The organism is Streptomyces sp. NPDC093065, assembly GCF_044754585.1.
Taxonomy (GTDB): Bacteria; Actinomycetota; Actinomycetes; order Streptomycetales; family Streptomycetaceae; genus Streptomyces.
Genome location: NZ_JBIVPJ010000002.1, coordinates 532,836 through 559,439, shown reverse-complemented (window position 1 = coordinate 559,439; position 26,604 = coordinate 532,836). Strand labels below are relative to the sequence as shown.

Genomic DNA, 26,604 nt, shown 5'->3' with positions numbered 1-26,604 from the left:
TCAGGCACCGCTCAGCGCTTTCGCACCGCCGCGGACCCGGCCGCCGTCGGAGGCGGCTTCGCCGCGGGCACGGCCGCTCCCGGCGGTTCCGGCCTGCCGGGCCGACTCGATCGCCCAGTACACCGCCTCCGGCGTCGCGGGCGAGGCCAGCTCCACACCGGCCCCCTTCGGTCCGAACGCGGCGGCCGCCTGCCGCAGCGCCTCGCGCACCGAGAACGCGAGCATCAGCGGGGGCTCGCCCACCGCCTTGGACCCGAACACGGCTCCCTCCTCCGTGGCGTTCTCCAGGAGGGTGACGTTGAACTCCTCGGGCATCTCCGAGAAGCTCGGCAGCTTGTAGGTACTGGCGGCCTGGGTGAGGAGCCGGCCGCGGTTCGGGCCGTCGCCGGTGTCCCAGCGCAGGTCCTCCAGCGTCAGCCAGCCCGCGCCCTGGACGAAGCCGCCCTCGATCTGACCGATGTCGATCATCGGGGACAGGCTGTCGCCGACGTCGTGCACGATGTCGACCCGCCGGATGCGGTAGGCGCCGGTGAAGCCGTCCACCTCCACCTCGGTCGCGGCGGCGCCGATGGCGAAGTACTTGAACGGCGACCCCTGGAACGTCTTGGCGTCCCAGTGCAGCCCCTCGGTCCGGTAGTAGCCGGCCGCGGACAGCTGGACCCGCTGGAAGTACGCGGTGTGCACGAGGTCGTCCCAGGCCAGCTCCTTGTCGCTGCCCAGGGCGCGGGCGACGCCCTCGACGATGCGCACGTCCGAGGCGTTGGACCCCAACTGGCTCGCGGCCACCCGGAGGAGCCGTTCGCAAAGCTGCTCGCAGGCGTTCTTGACCGCTCCGCCGTTGAGGTCGGCTCCGGAACTGGCCGCCGTGGCAGAGGTGTTGGGCACCTTGTCGGTGCGCGTCGGGGCGAGGCGCACCCTGTGCAGCGGGATGCCCAGCGTGGTCGCCGCCACCTGCAGCATCTTGGTGTGCAGGCCCTGGCCCATCTCGGTGCCGCCGTGGTTGATCAGGACGGAGCCGTCCTTGTAGATCAGCACCAGCGCGCCGCCCTGGTTGAAGGCGGTGAGGTTGAACGAGATGCCGAACTTCACGCCGGTGATCGCGAGGGCCCGCTTGGTGTGCGGGTGCGCGGCGTTGAACGCGGCGATCTCGCGCTCGCGGTCGGCGAAGCCCGCCTCGTCCAGGACCTGCTGCCAGGCGGCGGAGATCCGCTCGGGCTGCGTGACGGGCTGCCCGTACGGCGTCGTCTGGCCCTGGCCCGGCCGGTAGAAGTTGCGTTCCCGCAGCCGGCGGGGGTCGAGGCCGAGCCGCGGTGCGCAGCGGCCGAGGATGTCCTCGATCACCAGCATGCCCTGCGGTCCGCCGAAGCCGCGGAAGGCGGTGTTGGAGACCGTGTTGGTCTTGGCGATGCGGCCGGCGACCCGCGCGTTGGGGATCCAGTACGTGTTGTCGATGTGGCACAGCGCCCGGGCGAGCACCGGCTCGGACAGGTCCAGGCTCCAGCCGCCGTCCGCGGTCAGCGTGGCGTCCAGGGCCTGGATGCGGCCCTCGGCGTCGAAGCCGATCTTCCAGGTGGCGTGGAAACCGTGCCGCTTGCCGGACATGGTCAGGTCCTGGGTCCGGTTGAGCCGGAACCGGACGGGCCTGCCGGTCAGCTTGGCGCCGAGCGCGGCGACGGCCGCGAACCCGTGCGGCTGCATCTCCTTGCCGCCGAAGCCGCCGCCCATCCGCAGGCACTGCACGGTCACCTCGTGGGCGGGCACCCCGAGCACGTGCGAGACGATCTCCTGGGTCTCGGACGGGTGCTGGGTGCTGCTCTGGATGAACACCTGCCCGTTCTCGTCGACCTGGGCCAGCGCCGCGTGCGTCTCCAGGTAGAAGTGCTCCTGCCCGGAGAACTGGAACTCGCCGGTGAACACGTGCGCGGACTCGGCGAAGCCCGCGTCGACGTCGCCGTGTGTCATGACGGGCCGGGCACCGTGGTAGCTGCCCGCCGCGATGGCCTCCGGCAGCGTGATCAGGGACGGCAGCTCCTCGATGTCCACCTCCACGGCCGCCGCGCCGATCCTGGCCGCCTCCAGCGTCTCGCCGAGCACCCAGGCGACCGCGTGGCCGTGGAACATGACCTCGTCGGGGAAGAGCGGCTCGTCGTGCTTCATACCGGCGTCGTTGACACCGGGCACGTCGGCGCCGGTCAGCACCCGTACGACGCCCGGCACCGCGAGGGCGGCCTCGGTGCGCACCGCCGTGACCCTGCCGCGGGCCTTCATGACCTGGACCGGGTGGGCGTGCAGGACGTCCTTGGTGCGCTGGACCAGGTCGTCGGTGTACAGCGCGGTGCCGGTGACGTGCTGGACGGCACTCTCGTGCGGCATCGAGACGCCGACGACGGGCTTCTCGGGACGTTCGGACAGTTGACTCATGACGGCACCGCCTCGGTGGTCTGTGCGTACAGCTTCAGCAGGCTCTGGCCGAGCATCGCGGCGCGGTAGCCGGCGCTGGCGCGGTGGTCGCTCATCGGTGTGCCCTCGCCCCGCAGCACCTCGGCCGCGGCCTCGGCGGTCTCGGTGGTCCAGGCCCGGCCCTCCAGGGCGGCCTCGGTGGCGAGCGCGCGGACCGGGGTGGCGGCCACGCCGCCGAGCCCGATGCGCGCCTTGCGGACGGTGCCGCCCTCGACGTCGAGCGCGAAGGCGACCGCCACGCTGGAGATGTCGTCGAAGCGCCGCTTCGCGATCTTGTGGAAAGCCGCGACCGGCGACAGCGGCAGCGGGAGGCGCACCGCGCGGATCAGCTCGCCGGGCCGGCGCACGCTCTGCCGGTAGCCGGTGAAGTACTCGGCCAGCGGGACCGCGCGCTCGCCGTCGGCGTCGGCGAGCACGAGCGAGGCCTCCAGCGCGAGCAGCACCGGCGGACTGTCGCCGATGGGCGAGCCGGTACCCAGGTTGCCGCCGAGGGTCGCGCCGTTGCGGATGAGCCGGGACGCGAACTGCGGGAACAGCTGCGCCAGCAGCGGCACGGTGCCGTCGAGGCGGCGTTCGATCTCGGTGAGCGTCAGCGCCGCTCCGATCTCGACGTGGTCGGACTCGACGCGCAGTTCCCGCAGTTCGGGCAGCCGGTCGACGGCGACGACGCAATCGGCGCGGCGGGAGCGGATGTTGACCTCGACGCCCCAGTCGGTGCTTCCGGCGACCACCACGGCGTCGGGCCGCTCGCGCAGCAGCCGCAGCGTCTCGGCCAGGGTGTCCCTGCGCACGAAGGCGCTGTCGTCCTGGCGGTACTCGGTGGCGACCGGGGCGGGCGGGGCCTGCTCGCGGCGCCGGGCCAGCGGGTCCTCGTCGGCGGGCGCGCCGACGGCGTAGGCGGCGTCGCGGATCGGCCGGTAGCCGGTGCAGCGGCACAGGTTGCCGCTGAGCGCGTGCAGGTCGAAGCCGTTCGGACCGTGCTCGGCGTCGGCGCCTTCGCCGTCGGCGGCGCCTTCGGCCGCGTCCGGGACCCGGTCCGCGTGGGCGCAGCGGTCGGGCCGGTAGTACTCGCCCGCCATGCTGCAGATGAAGCCCGGCGTGCAGTAGCCGCACTGGGAGCCGCCGCGGACCGCCATCTCCTCCTGCACCGGGTGCAGGACGGGCGGGGTGCCCGGCGCCTCGACGGTGGCCAGGCCCTCCGAGGTGACGACCTCCTGGCCGTCGAGCGCGGCGACCGGGACCAGACAGGCGTTGACGGGCACCCAGTCGGTGGGCTTGTTCACCCCGGGGCGGGCCACCAGGACCGAACAGGCGCCGCACTCGCCCTCGGCACAGCCCTCCTTGGTGCCGGTCAGGCCGCGCTCGCGCAGGAAGTCGAGGACCGTGGTGTGGGGCGCTGCCGGTGCGATCGGCGCTTCTTTTCCGTTGACGGTGATCCGTGCCGCTACCATGACCGACCTTCATTTCGACTCGGGACACGTCGATTCATCATGTTCGCCAATTTCAGGCAGCTTTCTGTGTTCGGACGCGCCGCGTGGAAAAAGCGAGCGCAGATCGGCACGCGACAGGGGCATGCCGTGAAGTGGTGAAGTGGTGAAGGGAAAACCCGAGACGTTCCCCGTCAGGGCGGGGACACAGGGGACGTGCCGCGTCGGGGCACAGTGGTACGGCGCGTCAGCAGCCGTGCGCGACCCGACCCGAAACCCACACGGTGCGGCGGGCGAGGAGGCTCAGATCGGAGTTCGTGTACATCCGCCGGTCGCCTCCTGTCGGTAGTCATGGGTCTGCTTCCTTGGCAAATTAGTGGCATCGCCCACCGGGGTCAAGAGCGGAATTCGTCGAATTTCCCCGGCCGAAGAGGTGCGGACGCGAAGCCGGTGACGGCCGCCTCTCCCCAGGGTCTCCTCGGCGCAGGACACTTGACCCACGCACAACCGGGGAAGGACCCGGGCACGGGCCGGGAGGGCTCTGGGACGCCCGGGGCCACCGGGGCGTCCGGGGCGACCCGGCAGGACACCGATGCCGCCGGAGGGGGCGCGACATGCGGGACAGTCATCGGGCGGAGGCCGAAGGGCTGCTCAGGCGGGCCGTGGAGGAGGAGGTACGGCGCTCGGGCGGACGCACGGACGGGAACGTACTGCTCTCCCGGGCCCGAGCGGCGCTGGACGCGATGGCGGGGACGGCCGGCGAGGAGTACGCGGCCTACATCCACGCCCTCGACGAGGCCGCCGCCGGACAGCTCACCTTCCGCCAGCGCTACGCCCGGGAGGGAGCGGGTACGCCTCTGCTGGTGGCCGCCGTGGCGGCGGTCGCCGCGGTGGTGGCCGACGTGGCGCTCGGCACCGGTACGGGTACCGCGGTGGGCGCGGGTGTGACGGTCGGGGTCGTCGGCGCGGCGGCGACCGTGGTGAAGGTGGTCGGGGCCCATGTGCCGGCCGCCCACCACCGTGCCGGAGCGGTGAGCCAGCCCGGCGGCCCCGAGCAATTGCGGCTGCAGTGGCTCACCGCGCTGGAGGTGCGCGGCATCCGGCCGTTCCTGGACCAGCAGCGGATGCTCGCCGCGTCCACCGGGCCGGCCAAGACCGGGCCGAAGCTGCGGGGCGCCGACAAGAGCGCGGCCGCTCGGGGGCGCAGCGCGCTGGAGCAGTCGTTCGGGCAGCTTCCCGTGGCGGACGGCCCGTTCGCGGGCCGGCGGCAGGAGATGGCAAAGCTGCGGCAGTGGGTGCAGGCGGCCCGCGCCAGTACGGAGACGAAGCCGACGGTGGTGGTGCTGCACGGGCCGCCGGGCAGCGGCCGTACGACGCTGGCGGTGCGGGCCGTCCACGAGCTGCGGGACTACTTCCGCGGGGCGTGCCTGGTCGACCTGCGCGGTGACGGGTCCTCGGCGGGCGGTCCGGGGACGGGTACCTCGGGCGCAGGCCCGGCGGCGGGCGGCTCGGGGACGGGCGGTGACTCGCCGCTGAGCACCCGGGACGCCCTGCTGCACCTGCTGAACCGGCTCGGGGCGCCGCGCGAGCAACTGCTGTTCCGGGAGCGGTCCTCCGCCGACCAGCAGGTCAAGCGGCTCGGCGAGCTGTACCACCAGCATCTGACGGGCGTACCGGTCACCGTCGTCCTCGACGACGCCTCGGACCCCGAGCAGGTGCGGGCGCTGGTGCCGGAGCGCTCGGACAGCCTGGTGCTGGTCACCGCGCGCCAGGCGCTCCGGCTGCCGTCCGACCTGCCGGCGCGGGTCTACGACCTGCCCGTCGAGGCGCTGGACGCGGCGGGTGCGGAGGAGCTGCTGGGCGCCGCCGCCGAGGACGCGTCGGGGCCGTACGACGCCGAGTCGAGCGAGCTGATCCGGCAGCTGTGCGGCGGGCTGCCGCTGGCGCTGAGGATCGCCGGGTCGGCGCTGGGCCCGCGCTCCCCGCGCGTACTGGCGTCCGACCTGGGCGCCTACGGTCCGGTGGAGCCGGTCGAGCGGGCACTGTGGCTGCGCTACACCGACCAGTCGGAGCCCGCCCGGCGGCTGCTGCGCCGGCTGGCGCTCGCGGGGCGCACCTCGCTGGGTGCCGCTGCCGCCGCCGCGCTGCTGGCCACGGACGAGACGGAGGCGACCCGGCAGCTGGCGGCGCTGTCGCGGGCGGGTCTGATCGACCACGTCCGGGGCAGCCGTTACCGCCTGCACGACGTGGTGCGCGCCTTCGCCCGCGCCCGGCTCGCCGACGAGGAGGAGCCCGGCGAGCGGACCGCCGCGCAGGAACGGCTCATCGCGAACTACGCCGACCTGGCCGACTCCGTGCTGCGCCTGGTGGACGGGAACATGTCGACCCGCTCGAACCAGTTCGGGCAGTACGGCTTCACGTCCCTGGACGAGGCGCTGCGCTGGCTGGACGACGAGTCGAGCTTCATCACGGCGGCGCTCAGGCACGCGGAGGGCGTCGACCAGGGCGCGGTGCTCAATCTGCTGGGCGCGCTGTGCGACTACTGCCTGCTGCGCGGCGACCTGTACCGGCTCGGTGAGATCAGCGAGCTGGCGCAGTCCGTGGACCAGGGGCTGCTGGTGCGCTCGGTGCAGTGGCGCACCGGCATCGCGGCCCGGCAGCTGGGCGAACTGGACAAGGCGCGTACGACGCTGGCCTCCGTGGTCGACCTGTACCGGGACGCCCACCACGACGCCGGTGCGGCGCGCGCCCTGTGCTCGCTGGGGATCACGCTGCACCACCAGGGCAACCTGACCGACGCGGCGGCCAAGCTCCAGGAGGCGCTGGACCTCCAGGCCCCGCCGGAGCTGGCGACCGACCGGGCGTGGACGCTGCACGCGCTGGCGGCGGTGCAGCGCGACCGGGCCCGGCTCGCCGAGGCCATGGAACTGCTCACCGAGTCGCTGGTGCTGCACCGCGCGGGCGAGTCGGTGCACGGCCAGGCGTGGGCCCACTTCCAGCTCGGCCAGCTGCACCTGCGCATGGGCGACGTGCCGGGTGCGGAGTCGGACCTGCGGGCGGCCCTCGACCTGTACGGCCGCACCCAGGACGTCCGCGGGGAGGCGTGGGCGCTGACGCAGCTTGCCCGGGCCCGCCTGGTGGACGGCGACGCCTCGGAGGCGGTGGACGAGCTGCGGCGGGCGGCGGCCCGGCACCGCGAGAACGAGGACGCCCGCGGCGAGGCCTGGACGGTGTACTACCTGGGCCAGGCGCTGGAGGAGACCGGCAACCTGGACCAGTCGGTGCGCGAGCTGGAACGCTCCCGCACGATGTTCTCCCGGATGCGGGACGTGTACGGCCTGGCCTGCGCCCGGCACCACTCGGCGCGCGTGACCCGCGACCAGCGGGCCGCCCAGACGGGCTCGCTGCGCAACTCCGGCTTCGCCCGGCAGCTCCTGGTCGACGCGCGCGCCGACTTCCAGCGCATCGGCGTCGGGCACGGCGAGGCGTGGACGTGCCTGGAGCTGGCGGTCGTGGACGCGGGCAACGCCCGTACGCCGCAGGCGCTGGCCCTGTGCGACGAGGCCGCCGCCCTCTTCGCGGGGTACGGCGACCGGCGGGGCGAGGACTGGGCCCGCTTCCTGCGCTGCACACTGCTGCCCTACGCCGCCCCCGGCGGGGTGGAGATCGGCACGGCGGTGGCGCAGGAGGAGCTGGCCCAGCTGTCCCGCGCCCGGCACGGTGCCCGCGACGCCAAGCTGGACGACTACGTGGACGCCTACCGGCTTCTCCTGGAGCGCGGCGTGCAGCTCGAGGCGGGCTGGCAGGCCTGGCGCCTGGGCATGGTCCCGGGCCGCCAGGCCAGGGAGGTGATGGGCGTGGCGGTGACGGCCTGAGACAGGCCCTAGCCCTGCTGGGGCTTCGCCTCACCGCCACCGGAGGCGTCCTGCTCGGCCGCCTCCCTGAAGTCCACCTTGCCCATGTGCCGGTTCATGGACTTCATCAGTCCCCACACCGCCAGAGCCATCACCGCGAACACGATGAAGCCGAGGACGCCGGGGGTGACCTTGTCCTCGTCGAGCTCGGCGAGAGTGACGAGGTGCGTCATTGCCAGGCTTGCGCTTGCACTCATGTCAGGCATTGTCCCGGATGCCCGCGAAGAGGTCGTCCTCGGGGAGGGAGGTTTCCACGAGGGACTTGGCCAGCTCGTACTCCTCGGTGGGCCAGACCTCCTTCTGGATCTCCATCGGCACCCGGAACCAGCCCCCCTCGGGGTCGATCTGCGTGGCGTGCGCGATCAGGGCCTTGTCCCGGGTCTCGAAGAAGTCCGCGCAGGGCACGTGGGTGGTGAGGGTGCGCTCCTTGCGCTCGAACTCCGCCCAGCGCTTGAGCCAGTCCCCGTAGGGCGACTCCAGGCCGCGCTCGAGCAGCGCGTTGTGCAGGGCCTCGGTGCGGGGTCGGTTGAAGCCCTGGTTGTAGTAGACCTTCAGCGGCTGGTACGCCGGTCCGTACTCGCCCTCCGGGTACTTCTCGGTGTCGGCCGCGCCCTCGAACGCCACCATCGTGATCTTGTGGGTCATGATGTGGTCGGGGTGCGGGTAGCCGCCGTTCTCGTCGTAGGTGGTGATCACCTGGGGCCGGAAGGAGCGGATCTTCCGCACCAGCTCGCCGGCCGCCTTGTCGACGTCCTCCAGGGCGAAGCAGCCCTCCGGCAGCGGCGGCAGCGGGTCGCCCTCGGGCAGGCCGGAGTCGACGAAGCCGAGCCACTCCTGCCCCACGCCCAGGATCTCCCGGGCCTCGTCCATCTCCTTCCTGCGCACCTCGTGGATGTTCTCCTCGATGTACGCGTCGCCCTGGAGCTTCGGGTTGAGGATGGAGCCGCGTTCCCCGCCCGTGCAGGTCACCACCAGCACGTCCACCCCCTCGGACACGTACTTCGCCATGGTGGCCGCGCCCTTGCTCGACTCGTCGTCGGGGTGGGCGTGGACGGCCATCAGTCGCAGCTGGTCAGTCAAGACTCAATCCTCGGTCAGTCGGCGCCCCGGCATGCAGCGGCGCAATCGCGGGCTTCTATAGTGACCGAATCGGGAGCGGAATAATTCCGGGGCCCGGAAGACCGGCTCCCGCGGAGAGGACGATCATGAGTACGGCGAGTACGCGGACGCCTCAGGGCCGCTACGGCCGCTCCTCGGACGAGCAGGCCGACCGCACGCTCAAGGTCGTCGGTGCCGTGCTCGGCGCTCTCCTGCTCGCGCTGATCGGCTGGTTCGGCTACCACTACGTCGGCCAGAACAAGATCAGCGGTGAGCTGATCGGGTTCGAACTCGCCGAGGACTCGGTGCAGGTGCACCTGGAGGTCCGCAAGGACGCCGGTGTCACCGGCTACTGCACGGTCCGCTCCCAGGCGGAGGACGGCGACGAGGTGGGCCGGGCCGACTTCCGCTTCGACGGGGACGACACCCGCATCGACAGGGTCGTCACGCTCCGGACCAAGGCCGCGGGGACGTCGGCCGAGCTGCTCGGCTGCCATCCGGAGTGATCCAGCGAGGCCCGCTGACGCCAATACACGTCGCCTGACCTGCGGCGACATGAATCTGGTGGCTTATGTCCTCCCCCTTTGGCCACTGAATTGTTAGGCTCGTGGTTTCGCCCTTCCGTGAAGGAACATCCTTCTGGGTAGGGCGTTGATTTGTATTCCCAGTACCAACGAGGAGCACCCGTGACCCAGACCAGCGAGAACGTCACCTGGCTGACCCAGGAGGCGTACAACAAGCTCAAGGAGGAGCTTGAATACCTTACTGGTCCTGCGCGCACCGAGATCTCTGCCAAGATCGCCGCGGCCCGCGAGGAGGGGGACCTGCGCGAGAACGGCGGGTACCACGCGGCGAAGGAAGAGCAGGGCAAGCAGGAGCTCCGCGTGCGCCAGCTGACCCAGCTGCTCGAGAGCGCCAAGGTGGGCGAGGCCCCGGCCGCCGGCGGCGAGGTGGCGCCCGGCATGGTCGTCACGATCGCCTTCGACGGTGACGAGGACGACACGCTGACCTTCCTGCTCGCCTCGCGCGAGTACGCGAGCTCGGACATCGAGACGTACTCTCCCCAGTCCCCGCTGGGCTCGGGCGTCATCGGCCACAAGGTCGGCGACGAGGCGCAGTACGAGCTGCCCAACGGCAAGCCGGCCTCGGTGAAGATCCTCAAGGCGGAGCCGTACAACGGCTGACGCGCCGCCCACCGCCGACGAGCCCCCGGTGTCCCCGTGACACCGGGGGCTCGTCGTCGTCTCGCCGCCTCACCGTCCGGTCGTCCCCGCCGTCAGCCGGCCGCCGAGCGGTACTTGCGCACCGCCAGCGTCCTGAAGATCAGGACGATCACGATCGAGTAGGTGAGCGTCGCCCAGACCGGGTGCTGCATGGGCCAGGCGTCCGACTGCACGACGCCCGGATTGCCGAACAGCTCGCGACACGCCTGGACGACCGCGCTGAACGGGTTCCACTCGGCGACGTGCCGGAGCCATGGCGTCATCTGGGTGGGGTCGACGAAGGCGTTGGACACGAAGGTGACGGGGAACAGCCAGATGATCCCTCCGGAGGTCGCGGCCTCCGGCGTCCTGACGGACAGTCCGATCAGGGCGCCGATCCAGGTGAAGGCGTACCCCAGGAGCAGGAGCAGGCCGAAGCCCGCGAGCACCCTCCCGATGTTGGTCGGCTCCGCCGACCCCGTACGCCATCCCACGATCAGGGCGACGATCGCCAGGACGAGCAGGGTGATCGACGTCTGCACCAGGTCCGCGACCGTCCGGCCGGTCAGCACCGCGCCCCGCGCCATGGGGAGGGACCGGAAGCGATCGACGAGCCCCTTCTGCATGTCGTCGGCGATGCCGGCCGCCGATCCGGCAGTGGCGAAGGTGACGGTCTGCGCGAAGATGCCCGCCATCAGGAAGTCTTTGTAGACACCCGAATCGGTGGTGCTGCCGACCTTGATGGAACCGCCGAAGACATAGGTGAACAGGATGACGAACATGACCGGCTGAATGATCCCGAAAAGGACCATCTCAGGAATCCTGGTCATCCGGATCAGGTTCCTGCGGGCGATGACCAGCGAGTCCCGGACGGACTGGCCGATGGGGTTGGCGGACGCCGTGACCGGCGCGGCGTCGGTGGCGGCGCTCACTTCGCGGTCTCCTTCTCCTGGTCGTGGCCGGCGTCGTCCGCCGAGCCGTTGGCCTCGTCCTTCGCCTCGGCCAGGTGGCCGGTGAGGGAGAGGAAGACGTCGTCGAGGGTGGGGCGGCGCAGACCGATGTCGTCGATCTCGATGCCGCGGGTGTCGAGCTCGCGGATGACCTCGGCGAGCAGCTTCGCGCCGCCGGTGACGGGGACGGTCAGCTTGCGGGTGTGCTCCTCGACGGTGGTGGATCCCTTGCCGAATCCGGCGAGCACTTCCGAGGCCGTCGCCATGTGGTCGCGCTCGTGGACCACGACCTCGACGCGCTCTCCCCCGGTGCGGGCCTTGAGCTGGTCGGAGGTGCCGCGGGCGATCACACGGCCGTGGTCGACGACCGCGATGTCGTGCGCGAGGTGGTCGGCCTCCTCCAGGTACTGCGTGGTCAGCAGGAGGGTCGTACCGCCGGCCACCAGCTGCTTGATGACCTCCCACAGCTCCTGCCGGTTGCGGGGGTCGAGGCCGGTGGTGGGTTCGTCCATGAACATGACGGGCGGGGAGACGACCAGGGCGGCCGCCAGGTCGAGCCGGCGGCGCATGCCTCCCGAGTAGGTCTTCGTCGGGCGGTCGGCGGCGTCCGAGAGGTGGAACTGGTCGAGCAGCTCGCCGGCCCGGGCCTTCGCGGCCCTGCCCTTCATCTGGTAGAGCTGGCCGACCATCTGCAGGTTCTCCCGGCCGGTCAGGTATTCGTCGACCGCGGCGAACTGGCCGGAGAGGCCGATGGAACGGCGTACCTCGTTGGGCTGCCTGAGGACGTCGATGCCCGCGACGACCGCCTTGCCGCTGTCGGGGCGCAGCAGGGTCGTGAGGCAGCGGACGGCGGTGGTCTTGCCCGCGCCGTTCGGCCCGAGCAGGCCGAGGACGGTGCCCTCCGGCACGTCGAGGTCGACGCCGTCCAGAGCCCTTACGTCACCGAAGGTCTTCACCAGACCTTCGGCGTAGATGGCGCCTGGCATATGAGTCTCCACGTCGTCGGGGATTCTTCGGAAAGCCTAGATTTGTACGTTTCGCCGCGCTCAGCGAGCGATTTACGACACACCATAACGCGATGTATCGCGTCCGACAACGGATTTGCCCGAACGAGTGACGGACGAGTAGGCGGCGGACGAGTAGGCGACGGACGAGTGGTGAAGCGGCTGCCGCCCCCTGCCCGGGGGTCAGGCGATGACGGTGTAGCCCGCCTCCCGCAGCGCCCGGCCGACCTCGGCGCAGTGCTCCGGGCCCTTCGTCTCCAGGTGCAGTTCGACCTCTGCCTCCGTGAGTCCGAGCCGCGGGTGGGTCCGGACGTGGCTCACGTCGAGGACGTTGGCGTCGACCACGGACAGCACCCCGAGAAGCGTGGCCAGGGCGCCGGGCCGGTCCGTCAGCCGCAGCCGGACCGCCAGGTAGCGGCCCTGCGCGGCCATGCCGTGCCGCAGCACGCCCTGCATCAGCACCGGATCCACGTTGCCGCCGGACAGGACCGCCACCACCGGCCCCTCGAAGGAGCCGGGCGCGCTCAGCAGCGCCGCCACCGGGCTCGCCCCGGCCGGTTCCACGACCAGCTTGGCCCGCTCCAGGCACAGCAGCAGAGCCGTCGACAACTCGTCCTCGGAGACCGTGCGGACCTCGTCCACCAGCTCGCCGACGATCCCGAACGGCACGTCACCCGGCCGCCCCACCTTGATGCCGTCGGCCATCGTCGCCGGGTTCTCCACGGCCACCGGGCGCCCCGCGGCCAGTGAGGGCGGGTACGCCGCCGCGCCCTCCGCCTGCACGCCCACGATCCGCACGTCCGGGCGCAGCGCCTTCACCGCGACCGCGATGCCGGCCGCCAGTCCGCCCCCGCCGACGCCGACCACGACGGTCCGTACCTCGGGGCACTGCTCCAGGATCTCCAGCCCGACCGTGCCCTGGCCCGCGATGACGTCGGGGTGGTCGAAGGGGTGGATGAACACCGCGCCGGTCCGCTCGGCGTACTCCTGGGCGGCGGCCAGGGTCTCGTCGACCACCTGGCCGTGCAGCCGCACCTCTGCGCCGTACTCGCGGGTCGCGCTGATCTTCGGCAGCGGCGCCCCCTTCGGCATGAACACCGTCGACCGCACCCCGAGCAGCGACGACGCCAGCGCCACACCCTGCGCGTGGTTGCCCGCGCTCGCCGCGACCACGCCCGCGGCCCGCTGCTCGGGCAGCAGCCCGGCGATCCGCACGTAGGCGCCGCGCAGCTTGAAGGAACCGGTCCGCTGGAGGTTCTCGCACTTGAAGTGCACCGGCGAGCCGACCAGCTGCGAAAGGTGCCGGCTGCCCTCCATCGCGGTCACCCGCGCCACGCCCGAGAGCATCTTCTGGGCTCCGCGCACGTCGTCGAGGGTGACGGGACCGACCAGGGCCGCTGTGCTGTAGCTCATACTCTCCAGCATCGCAGTTCCCGGACGCCCGGTGCCGTTGTGACCAACCTCCGAGACCCGCTTTGTCCGGCGCAGGTACGCCTTGCCGCCCGGCCGCGTACCCTGTCCCCCAATTAGCAGCCCTCCACGAAGTGAGCCCCCGGCCATGCCCACAACACCTGAAATGTCGATGGACATGACGACCGCCGGTGACACCGGTCTTCTCGAGACGCTCCAGCACGAGGTCGCGCTCTTCGCCCGGCGTGCCGAACAGACCCGGCTCGGTGGGGTCGGGCAGGTGCGCAACTCCATGGACCGCGCCGCCTACCTGCTGCTCAACCGCCTCGACACAGAGGGCCCGATGGGTGTGAAGGCGCTCGCCGCGAGCATGGGGATCGACTCCTCGACGGTCACCCGGCAGGTGGCCCCGCTCGTCGACACCGGACTCGTCAAGCGCACCTCTCACCCCGAGGACGGACGCGCGGTGGTCCTCCAGCTGTCCCCGCGCGGCCTGGCGCGGCTGGAGGAGGTCCGCTCGTCCCGGCGTCAGCTCATGGCCGAGCTGACGCGCGACTGGGCACCGGAGGAGCGCGAGACGTTCTGCGCGCTCCTGTCGCGCTTCAACGGCGCTCTGTCCGCCCGGATGGCCCCGTCCGGCGTGGCGGCCACGGACGCGTCGTCGGGCTCCTGAACCCTCCCGTGCCGGGCTCCTGAGCCTCCCTCCGCGCGTCTCGCGGAGCTTTCCGGAGCCTTCGGAGGCTTTCCGGGGCTTTCGGGAGCGTGGTTCGCGCCGAACCCTTGACCGGCGGCCCGCCCCTGGCCTGATATGAGACCTCAGGGGTCGTCGCCGTCCGGGCGGGAGGCGCGGTGCGAGACCGGCATGCGTCCCACAGTGCCCGCCGGGCCCGCGAGTTCGAGGCGTTCGTCGCGGGCGCGGCAGGGCGGCTGCTGCATGCCGCCACCCTGCTCACCGCCGAGCCCCCGGACGCCAACCCGCGCGCGCGGCGCCTGCTGGCCCTGAGCCTGGCCCACACGTACGCGTACTGGGACCGGTTGCACGGGGAGGACCCGTACGACCGCACTCGCCAGTTCCTGGCCACCCGGTTCGCCCGCGAGATCTGGCACCGGTACGGCGTGCTCGGCCGGGCCCGCCGGCGTCCCGTGGGTCCCTTGGCCGGGCTCGCCCCGCACGAGCGACTGATCCTGGTGCTCAGGCTGTACGAGGGTGTCGCCGAGGAACAGGCGTCCGCGCTGCTGGGACTGCCCGTGGACCGGATCCGGACGATCTGCGACCGGGCGACGGCCACCGTGCTGCACCCGCGGCCCGCCCCGATCCGGCCGGCGGCGGCGGCGGCGGCGAAAACAGCGGAGGCGAAGGCGGCGACGCCATGACGGGCGAGGTGACCGGCCGGAGCGCGCGTACGGCGAAGTGGGCGACGAGCAGTGCTACGACCGTCACCGGCAGCGGTACTGCGGAGATCGCGGGCAGCGCCACCGCGACCGTCGCCGGCAGCGGTCCTCCGACCGCCACGCAGGCGTGGCGTGGCGGGAGGTGCCGGTGAACCGCCCCGGGCGCGAGGCCGCCGTGCGGCAGATCATGGAGCAGTCGCCGCCGCGGGTGCCGCCCGACCTCTACGCGGAGGCCGTTCGCAGGGGCGCCCGCATACTGCGGCGCAGGAGGGCCGCCCGGCGCCTGATGTGGCTGGTCCTGGGCGCCGCCGCCGTGGCGTTCGCGGTCTGGGCGCTGACAGTGCAGCCGTGGGTGGAGCCGCCCTCGGAGACGACCCCACCCGTGACCGGCTGGGAGGGCTGGTGAGCCGCGCCCTAGCCGAGCGCCTGCTGGAGGTCCGCGAGCAGGTCGTCGGCGTTCTCGATGCCGACCGACAGGCGCACCAGGTCGGCGGGCACCTCCAGGGCCGAGCCCGCCGTGGAGGCGTGCGTCATCCGGCCCGGGTGCTCGATCAGCGACTCGACGCCGCCCAGGGACTCGCCGAGCGTGAAGACCTTCGCGCGGTCGCACACCTCGACGGCGGCCTGCTCGCCGCCCTCGACGCGGAAGGAGACCATGCCGCCGAACGCCTTCATCTGCTTGGCGGCGACCTCGTGCCCCGGGTGCTCGGGCAGCCCCGGGTAGAGCACGCTCGTCACGCGCGCGTGCCGGGAGAGCATCTCGGCGACCTTGGTCGCGTTCTCGCTGTGCCGGTCCATGCGCACCGCGAGGGTCTTGGTGCCGCGCAGCACCAGCCAGGAGTCGAACGGACCGGCGACCGCGCCCATCGCGTTCTGGTGGAACGCCAGTTCCTCGCCCAACTCCTGGTCGTCGACGATCAGCGCGCCGCCCACGACGTCGGAGTGCCCGCCCATGTACTTGGTCAGCGAGTGCACGACGACGTCGGCGCCGAGCGCCAGCGGCTGCTGGAGGTAGGGGGTGGCGAAGGTGTTGTCGACGACGAGCCGGGCGCCCGCGTCCCGGGCCACCTGGGCGACCTGGGCGATGTCGGTGATGCCGAGCAGCGGGTTGGAGGGCGTCTCGACCCACACCGCCTTGGTCTTCGGGGTGAGCGCGGCCCGCACGGCGGCGGCGTCGCTCGTGTCGGCCACGGACCACTCCACGCCCCACCGGGTGGCGACCTTGGCGAAGAGGCGGAAGGTGCCGCCGTACGCGTCGTTCGGGATCACCACGTGGTCGCCGGGCCGCAGCAGCGTGCGCAACAGGCAGTCCTCGGCCGCCAGTCCGGACGCGAACGCGAGGCCGCGACGGCCGCCCTCCAGGGCGGCGAGGTTCTCCTCCAGGGCCGTGCGCGTCGGGTTGGCGCTGCGGCTGTACTCGTAGCCGCCGCGCAGCCCGCCGACGCCGTCCTGCTTGTAGGTCGACACCTGATAGATCGGCGGGACGACCGCGCCCGTCAGGGGATCGGCGGTGTTGCCCGCGTGAATCGCGAGCGTCTCGAAGTGCTGACTGATGTGCCTGTCGCTCATGGGCACCGAGGGTAGCCGTGCGGAACGCCTCGCGCGTTTTCCACAGGGCGCGGGACGGGTTGGCCAATTGTCGGCGGCGTCTGGTTCGCTTGAGACATGGAGATTCTCTGGGTCCTGATGGCACTGGTCATGCTCGGCTTCGTGCTGCTCCAAGTCTCGCGGCGCCGGCGCGGCGCGGTCGGCCTGGTCGAGCCCGGTCACCCGGACGCCGCCGACCCCGCGAACTACGGCTTCGCCCGCGAGGAGGAGCTGGACGTCCGCATGCCGGGCCCCGACCAGGACCTGCTGGACGTCCTGGACCTGGTGCAGCGCACCCAGGACTACCGGGGGGCGCAGCAGCTGCTGGCCGGCACGGAGGCGCGGGGCGAGCGGCGCTGGCAGCGGATCCAGGCCTTCGCGGGCGCCGCGTCGCTGGAGCTGCGGCAGCGGCCCGGCGGTGTCGGGGAGACGCCGGGCGGGCAGTGGCTGCGGGTGTGGCGGGCCGAGGCGCCCAAGGACGCGGGCGGCGCGGCGGTGCACGCCGAGTTCCTGGTGCAGCAGGCGTGGCGGACGGCGACGCCGGGCACGGACGAGTTCCGGATCATCATGGAGGAGGCGAGGGCGGCCTGCGGCGAGGCGGCGCTGCTCGCCCCCGGCGACCCGGTGCCGTACATCGTCGAGCTGTCGGTGGCCCGGGGCCTCGGCTACCCGCGCGAGGAGTTCGAGCAGCTCTGGCTGAAGATCCTGGACCGCGCGCCCCATCACATGGGAGCGCACCTGGCCGCCCTGCAGTACTGGTGCGAGAAGTGGCACGGCTCCAGGGAACTGGCGTACTCGTTCGCCGAGGCGGCCGCCGCCCGCGCCCCGCGTGGCTCGTTGCTCGCGGCGATGCCGCTCTTCGCGGTCTTCGAGCACCTGCCCGAGGTCAACCTGGTCAGCGGCTTCTACCGGAGCGAGGTCGTCACCAAGGCCGTCCACGGCGCGCTGTACGCGGTCCACTCGGCCGGCCCGGACGACCCGATGCAGGCGCACGTCCGCCATCTGCTGGTCTTCTTCCTGGTCCGCGGCGAGCGCTGGGCCGAGGCCATGAACCAGCTGATGGCCATAGACGGCCACGTCGGCGCGCTGCCCTGGACCCTGTCGGCCGACCCGGCGGCGGAGTTCGCGGTCTACCGCGCGCTCGCGGTGGCGGGGTACGAGGCGAACGGCGGGAGCCCGGCGACACTGCCGCACTGAGCGCCGGGCGCCCTCGTGCGGACGGTCCGGCCGGTCACCCGGCCGGACCGCGTCCCGCTCACCGCGTCGTGTCCGTCAGCCCTGGGTACGGGCGGGCAGCCGCCAGCCGGGGCGCGGGAAGTGGCAGGTGTACCCCTCCGGGTAACGCTGCAGGTAGTCCTGGTGCTCGGGCTCGGCCTCCCAGAAGGGGCCGGCCGGCTCCACCTCGGTGACGACCTTGCCGGGCCACAGTCCGGAGGCGTCCACGTCGGCGATGGTGTCCTCGGCGGTCCGCTTCTGCTCGTCGTCCACGTAGTAGATCGCCGAGCGGTAGCTGAGGCCGATGTCGTTGCCCTGGCGGTTGTGGGTGCTCGGGTCGTGGATCTGGAAGAAGAACTCCAGGATCGCGCGGTAGTCGGTCACCTCGGGGTCGAAGAGGATCTCGATGGCCTCCGCGTGCGTGCCGTGGTCGCGGTACGTCGCGTTCGGCACATCACCCCCGGTGTAACCGACCCGGGTCGCGGTCACGCCCGGGAGCCGGCGGATCAGCTCCTCCATCCCCCAGAAACATCCGCCCGCCAGTACGGCCCTCTGCGTCTGCGCAGCCATCGCGCTCCTCCACATCTCTCACGGCTCGGTCGGTCGGGCTTGCTCGGCCCGCGCATCACCGGCCTTCCACGCCCACCTGCGTCAACGCATGAGGACTCCCGGCGATTCCGCATCCTCCCGGCGGGCCATATGATCACCGCGCACAGGGAGGGGAGTACATCAGTGAGGAATGGTTTCACCCGAGGGGTGGCGACGCTCGTCGGCCTCGCGCTCGCCGGCGGGGGCCTGGCAGCCGTGGGCACCGCTCCGGCGGCCGCGAGCTCGTACGACTGTCCGTCGGGCTACTTCTGCGGCTGGACGGGCGAGAGCGCGGGCGGCTCGATGTGGAAGACGAACAAGGACGTCGCCGATCTGGGCGGCTGGGACAACAAGATCCGCTCGTACGTCAACCGCACGACACGCTTCGCCTGCGTCTACGAGGACAAGAACTTCACGCCGTGGGGCGGTTACTGGGCCCAGAAGCCGGACGGGCCCGGCGAGTACAGCGGGTACCCGGTGGCGACCACCAGCTCGGTCAAGTTCGTCCGGACCGAGCGCGAGTGCAGTCAGCCCGCCTACCCCGAATGGTCCTCCGAGACCTCGCCGAAGGCCCTGGGCTTCGGGGACCTGAACGGCGACCGGAGGGCCGACGTCGTCACCCGGGACGATGCCGGACGGCTCTGGTTCTCGCCGGGCGACACGACCGGCCGGCTCATCGGCACCGGCGGCTGGAACGCCATGAGCGCCCTCACCAGGCACGGCGACTTCAGCCGCGACGGCCGCGAGGACGTGATCGCCCGCGAGGCCTCGACCGGAAAGCTGTGGCTGTACCCCGGTACGGGCACCGGAGCCCTGGGTTCCCGCAAGCTGATCGGCACGGGCGGCTGGAACGGCATGAGCCGGATCACCGCGTTCGGCGACCTGACCGGGGACGGCCACTCCGACCTGGTCGCCGTCGAGAAGGCCACGGGCAAGCTGTGGCTCTACCCGGGCGCCTCCGCCGGCCTCGGCGCGCGCAAACTGATCGGCACCGGCGGCTGGAACGCCATGAACGCGCTCGTCGGCATGGGCGACGTGAACGGCGACGGCCGCCCCGACCTCTACGCGCGTGAGGCCTCCACCGGCAAGCTGTGGCTCTACCCGGGCGCCCCCGCCGGCAAGCTCGGCTCCCGCACGCTCATCGGGAACGGCGGCTGGAACGCGATGGCGCACTTCCTCCCGGTCGGCGACTTCTCCGGCGACGGGGTTCCCGACCTGGCCACCGTGACCAACGAGAAGTACGTGCTGGACGGTTACCCGGGCAACCTCGGCTGGCTGGTCACCTACCGGGGCCGCGGCAACGGTTCCCTGACGTCCGGCACGCCGACGCACGGCGAGTGGTGGGGCCTCAACGGCTTCCTCTAGGAGGTCCGAAGCCCCCGATACGGGACCCGCTTCACCCGGCCCGGGCCACGAAAACCACTGGCCGGGCGAAGCGGGGTTGCCCCAGGCTGGACGCCATGCCCCGGCCCCAGCACGAGATCCGGGCGGCCCACACACCGTCCACCGTCACCGTCTACCAGGCGTACTCCCCGGAGATCGGCCTCCCCGCCGCCCGCGAGGGACGCTTTCCCGCGGCCTGGAAGCGGGACAGGATGACGTGGATCAAGCCGTCGTTCCTCTGGATGATGTACCGCTGCGGGTGGGCCGCCAAGGCGGGCCAGGAGATCGTCCTGGCCGTCGAGATCAGTCGCGAGGGCTTCGAGTGGGCCCTGCGCAACGCGTGCCTGTCGAGCTACGTGCGCGGACTGCACACCGACCGGGCCGCCTGGCAGCGCGAGTTGAAGCGCTCGCCCACCCGCGTCCAGTGGGACCCCGAGCGCGACCTGGGTCTCCGGCCCCTGCCGTACCGTTCCCTGCAACTGGGACTGTCCGGCGAGGCCGCCCGCCGGTACGCCGACGAGTGGACGGTCACCGTCCGCGACGTGACCCCGCTCGCGCACGAGATCCACGCCCTCGTACGGGACGGCGCCCTCGACGCGGCCCGGAGCCTGCTGCCGCGGGAGCAGCCGTACCCTGCCGCGGAAGAACTGCTGAGCGGCCTGCGGGCGGGTCAGTCCACCTCGATGCCGAAGTCGCGCACCAGCTCCTCCAGGCCGCCCGAGTAGCCCTTCCCGCCCAGGACGAAGTCCCAGTCGCCGTTGGATCTGCGACGGAAGGAGCCGAGGACCAGGGCGGTCTCGGCCGGGCGGCCGTCGGAGACCTCGAGTTGGCCCAGTTCCGTCAGGGCCGGGTCGAGCAGGCGGATGCGGGCGTCCGTGAAACCGGACAGATCGGCGTCCGGGTTGACCTCCGGGTCGACGGCGGCCACCAGTACCAGACGGTCGGCGTCGTCCGGCAGGGTGTCGAAGGAGGCGCAGATCGCGGCCTTGTCGGGTGCCGTGGCGGGCAGCGCCCGTACCGAGCCGTCCGGGGTCCGCGGGTTGTTGTAGAAGACGAAGTGGTCGTCGCTCAGGACGCGGTTCCCCCGGCACACGAGGGCGCACACGTCCAGCGCGACGCTCCCCGTCCAGGACATGCCGAGGACGTTGTAGTCGTCGGGCAACGACGGTTCCGGTGCGGGTGAGGGGACCGGCGGGGCGGCGTTCCGGCGACCGCCTCCACCCAGCCGGCCGCGCAGGCCGTGGCGGCGCAGCAGGTCGACGAGTTCGGGTCCGGCGACGAGTTCCAGCGGCTTGCCGTTGGCGAAGGTGTGGGAGCCGGGGCCGAACCCGGACGTGGTGACGAGGACGCCCTTGTTCGCCCCGGCGTCCTGCACGGTCCCGTACAGGTCGCGGACGGCGGTGGGCGGCACGGTGTTGCGGTACCGCTTCACCTGGACGACGATCTGCCCGCCCCGGATCGGCGTCGGGTCCAGCGCGTGGACGTCCACACCGCCGTCGTTGGAGCGCTGCGTGGTCACCGCCTGCATCCCCATGGCCTCGAACAGCTCGGCCACCAGGCCCTCGAAGGCGATCGGGTCCATCTCGTACAGGTCGGGTTCCTCGTCACTGCCGTGGGCGGCGACGCGCTGGCCGACCTCCTCGGGGCGTCGGCCCGGCCTGACCGGGGCGAGTTGGTCCGGGCGGGCCGACAGCTGCCCGCGCAGCGCGTCGGCCAGGCAGCTTCCCGCGTCCACCTGGGCCAGGTGCAGTGCGCGGAACGCGGAGCGCTCGGCCATGACGGTGGCCAGGAAGATGTGGTCCCGCCGGCCGGTCGTGGGGTCGTGTGCGTCGACGAACCCGTTCAGGGCGACCGACTCCAGCGCCCCGGTCTCGTCGGCGGCGAACAGTTCGTGCAGTACGAGCAGCACGCACTGCGCGAGGACGTCCTTGTAGAGCGTCCTGCGCTGGCCCACGGGGCGGGGGGTTTCCTTGTACTGGTCGGCCGCGTACATGTACCGGACGTACTTGGACCGGGGGACGACGTCGTCGGCGGGCAGCTCCCAGTCGAGCACCAGTTGCCGTGCTGCGGGGTCGTAGGCCATCGCGACCCGGCGCGGGAAGCCCTCGGGCCACGCCGCCGAGGTGTAGAGAGCGGCCGAGAAGTACTCGACCACGGAATCGGGGTTCCTGCGCGCGACCCCTTCGGCCGCCGCGGCCACGCCGGCGTTGTGGCGGCGTATGCCGGCCAGCTGCGCCTCGGAGCGCTGCCGGTACTCACGTTCGTACGAAGCGAGTTGTTCCCGGCGGCGGGTCTCCGCGGCCTGGGCCGCCTGCCAGTCCCGTTCGAACCGTGCCCGTGCCTCTTCCTGGACCTGTGCCCGCCGGCCGGCGGTCCAGCCGCCCTGCGCCTGGTAGCGCCCGGGGTCCGGCATGGTCACGGGATGCGCGAGCGGCCCCGGCGCGAAGGGCTGGACCTCTTCGGCACGCATGAGGGAGGAGGACCGGAAGGGCGGGGCCTGGCACCCCGCGGCCAGCAGCCCCTGGACCACGGCGACCTGCGCGTCCAGCTCCTCCGTCAGCCGGACCGCCTCCGCCTGCTTGTACTCGCGGCGGCTCTGTGCCGCGCGCCGCTCATGGGCCCGCGCCTGCTGGGCCTCCTGCCTGCGCTGCCGCGCCTCGGTCTCCCGCTGGCGCTGCTGCTGCCGCTGCATCTCGGCCCAGACTCCGACATGACCTGTGGTGCGACGGCTCATGGGCTGTCAACCCTCCCCCCAAGCAATCTGGTTGTCCCCACAACCAGTTGTAGCGGGACGACTCTATCCAGCAATCGTCGCGGCGCACATCCACTCGCCGCCTCTCGCCGAGAGGGGTGATCAGCCCGCCACGCGCAGCCCGGCGATCAGGATGCGCACCAACTGCCTCGCGTCGTAGCGCGGGTCGGGGGTTTCCGCGCCGATGCAGAGGTTGCCGACGCCGCGCATGAGGGCGAGGGCCCGGACGTCGGTGTCGATCTCGCCGGAGGCGGTCGCTGCGGTGAGGAGGTCGGTGCAGACGGGGACGAGGCGGTCGAGGAAGTACGCGTGGAGGGTCTCGAAGCCGGCGTTGTCGGACTGGAGGACCGCGGCGAGTCCGTGTTTGGTGACCAGGAAGTCGACGAACAGGTCGATCCAGTTCGCGAGCGCGGCGTACGGGGTCGGGCCGCCGGCCAGCAGGGCGGGGCCGGCCTCGGCGCAGGCCTCCACCTGGTGCCGGTAGACGCCGATGATGAGGTCGGCCCGGGTCGGGAAGTGGCGGTAGATCGTGGCCGTGCCGACACCGGCCTCGGCCGCGATGTCGCGTACGGGGGCCTCCACGCCCGACCTGACGAACACCGCGGCGGCCGCGTCGAGCAGGGTCTTCTCGTTGCGCCGGGCGTCCGCGCGTTTGGGCCGGGAGGCCGCCTGTCCCGTCGCCGCTTCGCCGTCCTTCACCGTGCTGTTCCCTTCACCGGTTGATAAACGGGACGTCGTTCCGTATCGTTGGGCAAGTAAACGGGACGGCGTTCCGCTTGGTCTCCTCATGATGCCAGAGCCGCGAGCCCGCCACCAAGTCATGTCTCGATCCACCCCCAGCCCACCCCAGCGGAGGAACCGTCATGCAGTACCGCACCTTGGGCCGCACCGGAGTGCAGGTCAGCTCGCTCGCGCTCGGCGCCATGAACTTCGGCAGCATCGGGCGCACCACCCAGGACGAGGCCACCGCCGTCGTCGACGCCGCCCTGGAGGGCGGGATCAACCTCATCGACACCGCCGACTGGTACAGCGGCGGCGAGTCGGAGGAGATGGTCGGCAAGGCGATCGCCGGCCGCCGCGACGACATCGTGCTGGCCACCAAGGCGTACATGCCGATGAGCGACGAGCCCAACCACCAGGGCGCCTCGCGCCGCTGGCTGGTCACCGAGCTGGACAACAGCCTGCGCCGGCTCGGGGTCGACCACGTCGATCTCTACCAGATCCACCGCTGGGACCCGAACACGAGCGACGAGGAGACGCTGTCCGCCCTCACCGATCTGCAGCGCGCCGGGAAGATCCGGTACTTCGGTTCCTCGGCCTTCCCCGCCTACCGCATCGTCGAGGCCCAGTGGGCCGCCCGCGAGCACCGGCTGAGCCGGTACGTCACCGAGCAGCCCAGCTACTCCCTCCTCCAGCGCGGGATCGAGAGCCACGTGCTGCCCGTGACCGAGCGGTACGGGCTCGGCGTGCTGGTGTGGAGTCCGCTGGCCTCGGGCTGGCTGTCGGGCGCGGTACGCGCGGGACGGGACGTCGCCACCCACCGGTCCGCGATCCTGCCCGAGCGCTTCGACACCGCGCTGCCCGCCAACCGGGCCCGGCTCGACGCCGTCGAGAAGCTGGCCGCGGTCGCCGACGAGGCCGGGCTCACCCTGATCCAGCTCGCGCTCGGCTTCGTGACCGCGCACCCGGGCGTCACCGGCGCGCTTATCGGGCCCCGCACCCTGGACCACCTGCGCTCCCAGCTCGCCGCCGCCGACACCGTGCTCTCGGACGACGTCCTGGACGCGATCGACGCGATCGTCCCGCCGGGCACCGACCTGGCCGCGCACGAGAAGTTCGACACCACGCCCGCGCTGCTCGACCCGTCGCTGCGACGCCGCCGCCCGGCGACCCGCTGAGCGGTCGGCGCACCGGCCGGCCCGTCCCCGCCTCCCCACGCCCCCGGAAGCGGTGGGACGACGTACGGGCGCACCGCGTAGGTCCGGCGTCCCGGTACATCTCGACGAGGACACCTCGGGTCAACGGATGGCGAACACGGGTGGGCGAATTGCGAACGGGCCGGAGCAATGCCCGCCGGGATACGGCGGGCATGCCGTGTGCCGCATTCGGCATCTCGCCGCAAAGTGCAGCAGAAACGGTATTCCTGCGGCCTTTGCGGAGGAGGGAGAACTCATACGGCCGCCCTCTCCGCCAGGAATTCGGCCCATGTCAGCTTGCCGACCAGTGCGCCTTCCAGGGTGAGGTTCTCGCCAGAGCGGTAAGCGCGACCCGCTTTGCCGGGAATGCGCACCGGCAGCTTCGGGCGCCGGCGTCCGCCGCGCAGGTCGAGACAGGCACGGGCCAGCGTGGCCAGATCGAGGACCTCGGGGCCGGTCATGTCGGGCACCCGGCCGGACGGCTCGGCGAGGGTCAGTTCGGCCAGGCGTGCGGCGACCTCGCGGGCGGCGACCGGTTGCAGCCGCAGCCCGCCCGGCACCGGGAGGAACGGCAGCCGGGTCAGCTTCTCGACCGTCGTCAGGGTCAGCTCGTGGAACTGGGCCGCGCGCAGCACCGTCCAGCCGATGCCCGAGTCGGCGATCGCCCGCTCCGACTCCAGCTTGGTGCGCAGCCAGGCGAGGGGGACGCGGTCGGCGCCGACGACCGAGATGTACACGAGGTGCCGTACGTCCGCGCGGGCGGCGGCGCGCACCAGGGTGCGGGTCGCCTCGTCGTCGCCCTTGGGACCGCCCGCCAGGTGCAGCACGGTGTGCACGCCGTCGACGGCCGGCTCGACGCCCTCGCCGGTGCTCAGGTCGCCGGTGACGTACGCGACGCAGTCCGCGTCGGGGTGCGGGTGCCGGCTGAGGACGCGTACGTCCCGGCCGGCCGCCCGCATGGCCGCCGAGGGTCCCTGTGCCGCCGGTGACCAGGAGGGGCGTGTGCGAGGTGGAGGGGGTCGAGGGGTGTGTCATGGCTGCTGCTCCCGGTGTCCGTGGCGTCCGGGGAGCGGGGCCGGTGCCGGTGCACGGCCGCCCCGCCCCGGCGTCCGCCGGTGTGTCGTGGCGGTATGACCCGGGGCGGGGCGGCCGTGTGACAGGGAAGGGGAAAGAATCCCGGGATTCTTTCCCGAGTGGGTCAGATCGTCGCGGTATCGATCACGAAGCGGTAGCGCACGTCGCTGGCCAGGACGCGCTCGTAGGCCTCGTTGACCTCGGAGGCGGCGATCAGCTCGATCTCGGCGCCGATGCCGTGCTCCGCGCAGAAGTCCAGCATCTCCTGGGTCTCGGCGATGCCGCCGATCATGGACCCGGAGAGGGTCTTGCCGCCGCCGAGCAGCGCGAACAGGTTGAGCGATACCGGCTCCTCGGGGGCGCCGACGTTGGCCAGCGTGCCTTCCGTCTTCAGCAGTCCCAGGTAGGCGCCGAGGTCGAGCGGGGCCGAGACCGTGGAGACGATCAGGTCGAAGGTGCCGGCCAGCTCCTCGAAGGTGGCCGGGTCGCTGGTGGCGTAGTAGTGGTCGGCGCCCAGCTTCAGGCCGTCGTCCTTCTTGCGCAGGGACTGCGACAGCACGGTCACCTCGGCGCCCAGGGCGTGCGCGAGCTTGACGGCCATGTGGCCGAGGCCGCCCAGGCCGACGACGGCGACCTTCTTGCCGGGACCCGCGTTCCAGCGCCTGAGCGGGGAGTACGTGGTGATGCCGGCGCACAGCAGGGGCGCGGCCTCGTCCAGGGAGACGCCCTCGGGGATGCCGAGGACGAAGTTCTCGTCGACGACGACCTTCTCGGAGTAGCCGCCGTGGGTGGGCTCGCCGTCCTTGCCGATGCCGTTGTACGTCATCACGTTGCCGCCCGTGCAGTACTGCTCCCGGCCGGCCCTGCAGTTGTCGCACTCGCGGCAGGAGTCGACCATGCAGCCGACGCCCACCCGGTCGCCGACGGCGAACCTGGTGACGCCGGGGCCGACCTCGGAGACGACGCCCGCGATCTCGTGGCCGGGGACCATCGGGAAGATGGCCTCGCCCCAGCCCTCACGGACCTGGTGGATGTCGGAGTGGCAGATGCCGGCGAACTTGATGTCGATCAGGATGTCGTGCTCACGCACCTCGCGCCGCTCGATGGTGGTGCGCTCCAGCGGGGCCTTGGCGGCGGGTGCTGCGTACGCGGCGACAGTGGTCATGCCGGGTTCTCCGGGTTTCTCTTGGCGTGACTGGGGATGCCTCCACCCTGCCTGCGACCTGCGGATC

At 72.1% G+C, this 26,604-nt stretch carries 22 protein-coding genes and 1 pseudogene; 10 read left to right on the top strand and 13 right to left on the bottom strand.

Annotated elements, in window-relative coordinates; all coding sequences use genetic code 11:
- On the bottom strand, positions 1-2,421 hold the full coding sequence (gene xdhB, locus ACIQFU_RS05460) for a xanthine dehydrogenase molybdopterin binding subunit (RefSeq protein ID WP_402549126.1): 2,421 nt from the start codon (positions 2,419-2,421) through the stop codon (positions 1-3).
- A complete protein-coding gene (locus ACIQFU_RS05455) occupies positions 2,418-3,911 on the bottom strand; it encodes a xanthine dehydrogenase small subunit (RefSeq protein ID WP_402549124.1) in 1,494 nt (497 codons plus the stop codon). Before ACIQFU_RS05455 ends, xdhB begins: the two co-directional genes overlap by 4 nt.
- A 590-nt stretch (positions 3,912-4,501) precedes the next feature.
- Between ACIQFU_RS05455 and ACIQFU_RS05450 the strand changes: the two genes are divergently transcribed.
- Positions 4,502-7,762 carry a tetratricopeptide repeat protein gene (locus ACIQFU_RS05450; protein WP_402549123.1) on the top strand — a complete coding sequence of 1,087 codons (3,261 nt, stop codon included), beginning with the start codon at positions 4,502-4,504 and terminating at the stop codon, positions 7,760-7,762.
- A gap of 8 nt (positions 7,763-7,770) precedes the next feature.
- Here the strand turns inward: ACIQFU_RS05450 and ACIQFU_RS05445 are convergent, their stop codons facing one another.
- Together ACIQFU_RS05445 and mca are read right to left on the bottom strand one after the other, a co-directional pair.
- Positions 7,771-8,007, bottom strand: coding sequence for a hypothetical protein (locus ACIQFU_RS05445; RefSeq protein WP_402549121.1), 237 nt, complete (start codon positions 8,005-8,007; stop codon positions 7,771-7,773).
- A complete protein-coding gene (gene mca / locus ACIQFU_RS05440) occupies positions 8,000-8,881 on the bottom strand; it encodes a mycothiol conjugate amidase Mca (protein WP_402549119.1) in 882 nt (293 codons plus the stop codon). Before mca ends, ACIQFU_RS05445 begins: the two co-directional genes overlap by 8 nt.
- 125 nt (positions 8,882-9,006) lie before the next feature.
- On the opposite strand from mca, the gene ACIQFU_RS05435 reads away from it, so the two are divergent.
- Together ACIQFU_RS05435 and greA are read left to right on the top strand one after the other, a co-directional pair.
- Positions 9,007-9,405 (top strand): DUF4307 domain-containing protein, encoded by a 399-nt coding sequence (locus ACIQFU_RS05435; protein WP_402549118.1) that lies wholly within the window; start codon positions 9,007-9,009, stop codon positions 9,403-9,405.
- Between the two features lie 180 nt (positions 9,406-9,585).
- Positions 9,586-10,083 (top strand): transcription elongation factor GreA, encoded by a 498-nt coding sequence (gene greA / locus ACIQFU_RS05430; protein ID WP_402549117.1) that lies wholly within the window; start codon positions 9,586-9,588, stop codon positions 10,081-10,083.
- Between the two features lie 92 nt (positions 10,084-10,175).
- Here the strand turns inward: greA and ACIQFU_RS05425 are convergent, their stop codons facing one another.
- From ACIQFU_RS05425 to ilvA, 3 genes are all read right to left on the bottom strand, one after another.
- Positions 10,176-11,033, bottom strand: coding sequence for an ABC transporter permease (locus tag ACIQFU_RS05425; RefSeq protein WP_402549115.1), 858 nt, complete (start codon positions 11,031-11,033; stop codon positions 10,176-10,178).
- Positions 11,030-12,037, bottom strand: coding sequence for an ATP-binding cassette domain-containing protein (locus ACIQFU_RS05420; RefSeq protein WP_402549114.1), 1,008 nt, complete (start codon positions 12,035-12,037; stop codon positions 11,030-11,032). Before ACIQFU_RS05420 ends, ACIQFU_RS05425 begins: the two co-directional genes overlap by 4 nt.
- Before the next feature lie 201 nt (positions 12,038-12,238).
- A complete protein-coding gene (gene ilvA, locus ACIQFU_RS05415) occupies positions 12,239-13,468 on the bottom strand; it encodes a threonine ammonia-lyase (RefSeq protein ID WP_402549113.1) in 1,230 nt (409 codons plus the stop codon).
- 169 nt (positions 13,469-13,637) lie between these two features.
- On the opposite strand from ilvA, the gene ACIQFU_RS05410 reads away from it, so the two are divergent.
- The 3 genes from ACIQFU_RS05410 to ACIQFU_RS05400 all read left to right on the top strand — a co-directional run bounded on the left by ACIQFU_RS05410 (position 13,638) and on the right by ACIQFU_RS05400 (position 15,263).
- Positions 13,638-14,138 (top strand): MarR family winged helix-turn-helix transcriptional regulator, encoded by a 501-nt coding sequence (locus ACIQFU_RS05410; protein WP_402549266.1) that lies wholly within the window; start codon positions 13,638-13,640, stop codon positions 14,136-14,138.
- 176 nt (positions 14,139-14,314) lie between these two features.
- Positions 14,315-14,839 (top strand): RNA polymerase subunit sigma-70, encoded by a 525-nt coding sequence (locus ACIQFU_RS05405; RefSeq protein WP_402549112.1) that lies wholly within the window; start codon positions 14,315-14,317, stop codon positions 14,837-14,839.
- A gap of 166 nt (positions 14,840-15,005) precedes the next feature.
- Positions 15,006-15,263 (top strand): hypothetical protein, encoded by a 258-nt coding sequence (locus ACIQFU_RS05400; protein WP_402549111.1) that lies wholly within the window; start codon positions 15,006-15,008, stop codon positions 15,261-15,263.
- A gap of 8 nt (positions 15,264-15,271) precedes the next feature.
- On the opposite strand, the gene ACIQFU_RS05395 is transcribed toward ACIQFU_RS05400, so the two are convergent.
- Entirely contained in the window at positions 15,272-16,426 is a 1,155-nt protein-coding gene (locus ACIQFU_RS05395) for a cystathionine gamma-synthase (protein WP_402549110.1), read from the bottom strand.
- Positions 16,427-16,522: 96 nt separating this feature from the next.
- Between ACIQFU_RS05395 and ACIQFU_RS05390 the strand changes: the two genes are divergently transcribed.
- Complete coding sequence (locus ACIQFU_RS05390; RefSeq protein ID WP_402549109.1) at positions 16,523-17,641, top strand: hypothetical protein; 1,119 nt, start codon at positions 16,523-16,525, stop codon at positions 17,639-17,641.
- Positions 17,642-17,716: 75 nt separating this feature from the next.
- On the opposite strand, the gene msrA is transcribed toward ACIQFU_RS05390, so the two are convergent.
- Positions 17,717-18,229 (bottom strand): peptide-methionine (S)-S-oxide reductase MsrA, encoded by a 513-nt coding sequence (gene msrA / locus ACIQFU_RS05385; RefSeq protein WP_402549107.1) that lies wholly within the window; start codon positions 18,227-18,229, stop codon positions 17,717-17,719.
- 129 nt (positions 18,230-18,358) lie between these two features.
- Between msrA and ACIQFU_RS05380 the strand changes: the two genes are divergently transcribed.
- Both ACIQFU_RS05380 and ACIQFU_RS05375 read left to right on the top strand, forming a co-directional pair.
- On the top strand, positions 18,359-19,612 hold the full coding sequence (locus ACIQFU_RS05380) for an FG-GAP-like repeat-containing protein (protein ID WP_402549105.1): 1,254 nt from the start codon (positions 18,359-18,361) through the stop codon (positions 19,610-19,612).
- Between the two features lie 95 nt (positions 19,613-19,707).
- Positions 19,708-20,355, top strand: a complete 648-nt coding sequence (locus ACIQFU_RS05375; RefSeq protein ID WP_402549104.1) for a DUF4291 domain-containing protein — start codon at positions 19,708-19,710, stop codon at positions 20,353-20,355.
- Here ACIQFU_RS05375 and ACIQFU_RS05370 read toward each other — a convergent pair.
- On the bottom strand, positions 20,301-22,364 hold the full coding sequence (locus ACIQFU_RS05370; RefSeq protein WP_402549103.1) for a restriction endonuclease: 2,064 nt from the start codon (positions 22,362-22,364) through the stop codon (positions 20,301-20,303). The two genes, ACIQFU_RS05375 and ACIQFU_RS05370, sit on opposite strands and share 55 nt — an antisense overlap.
- A gap of 120 nt (positions 22,365-22,484) precedes the next feature.
- On the bottom strand, positions 22,485-23,081 hold the full coding sequence (locus tag ACIQFU_RS05365) for a TetR/AcrR family transcriptional regulator (RefSeq protein WP_402549102.1): 597 nt from the start codon (positions 23,079-23,081) through the stop codon (positions 22,485-22,487).
- A gap of 164 nt (positions 23,082-23,245) precedes the next feature.
- On the opposite strand from ACIQFU_RS05365, the gene ACIQFU_RS05360 reads away from it, so the two are divergent.
- Entirely contained in the window at positions 23,246-24,280 is a 1,035-nt protein-coding gene (locus ACIQFU_RS05360) for an aldo/keto reductase (protein ID WP_402549101.1), read from the top strand.
- A 272-nt stretch (positions 24,281-24,552) separates the two neighbouring features.
- On the opposite strand, the pseudogene ACIQFU_RS05355 reads toward ACIQFU_RS05360, so the two are convergent.
- Positions 24,553-25,333 (bottom strand): annotated as a pseudogene (locus ACIQFU_RS05355) (SDR family oxidoreductase).
- Positions 25,334-25,496: 163 nt separating this feature from the next.
- Positions 25,497-26,537, bottom strand: a complete 1,041-nt coding sequence (locus ACIQFU_RS05350) for an NAD(P)-dependent alcohol dehydrogenase (protein ID WP_402549100.1) — start codon at positions 26,535-26,537, stop codon at positions 25,497-25,499.
- Between the last annotated feature and the right edge of the window lie 67 nt (positions 26,538-26,604).

Coding starts and splice junctions, on each gene's coding strand:
- xdhB (WP_402549126.1), bottom strand. CDS start 2,421: ATGAGTCAACTGTCCGAACGTCCCGAGAAGCCCGTCGTCGGCGTCTCG.
- ACIQFU_RS05455 (WP_402549124.1), bottom strand. CDS start 3,911: ATGGTAGCGGCACGGATCACCGTCAACGGAAAAGAAGCGCCGATCGCA.
- ACIQFU_RS05450 (WP_402549123.1), top strand. CDS start 4,502: ATGCGGGACAGTCATCGGGCGGAGGCCGAAGGGCTGCTCAGGCGGGCC.
- ACIQFU_RS05445 (WP_402549121.1), bottom strand. CDS start 8,007: ATGCCTGACATGAGTGCAAGCGCAAGCCTGGCAATGACGCACCTCGTC.
- ACIQFU_RS05435 (WP_402549118.1), top strand. CDS start 9,007: ATGAGTACGGCGAGTACGCGGACGCCTCAGGGCCGCTACGGCCGCTCC.
- ACIQFU_RS05420 (WP_402549114.1), bottom strand. CDS start 12,037: ATGCCAGGCGCCATCTACGCCGAAGGTCTGGTGAAGACCTTCGGTGAC.
- ilvA (WP_402549113.1), bottom strand. CDS start 13,468: ATGAGCTACAGCACAGCGGCCCTGGTCGGTCCCGTCACCCTCGACGAC.
- ACIQFU_RS05410 (WP_402549266.1), top strand. CDS start 13,638: ATGGACATGACGACCGCCGGTGACACCGGTCTTCTCGAGACGCTCCAG.
- ACIQFU_RS05395 (WP_402549110.1), bottom strand. CDS start 16,426: ATGAGCGACAGGCACATCAGTCAGCACTTCGAGACGCTCGCGATTCAC.
- ACIQFU_RS05390 (WP_402549109.1), top strand. CDS start 16,523: ATGGAGATTCTCTGGGTCCTGATGGCACTGGTCATGCTCGGCTTCGTG.
- msrA (WP_402549107.1), bottom strand. CDS start 18,229: ATGGCTGCGCAGACGCAGAGGGCCGTACTGGCGGGCGGATGTTTCTGG.
- ACIQFU_RS05380 (WP_402549105.1), top strand. CDS start 18,359: ATGATCACCGCGCACAGGGAGGGGAGTACATCAGTGAGGAATGGTTTC.
- ACIQFU_RS05375 (WP_402549104.1), top strand. CDS start 19,708: ATGCCCCGGCCCCAGCACGAGATCCGGGCGGCCCACACACCGTCCACC.
- ACIQFU_RS05370 (WP_402549103.1), bottom strand. CDS start 22,364: ATGAGCCGTCGCACCACAGGTCATGTCGGAGTCTGGGCCGAGATGCAG.
- ACIQFU_RS05360 (WP_402549101.1), top strand. CDS start 23,246: ATGCAGTACCGCACCTTGGGCCGCACCGGAGTGCAGGTCAGCTCGCTC.
- ACIQFU_RS05350 (WP_402549100.1), bottom strand. CDS start 26,537: ATGACCACTGTCGCCGCGTACGCAGCACCCGCCGCCAAGGCCCCGCTG.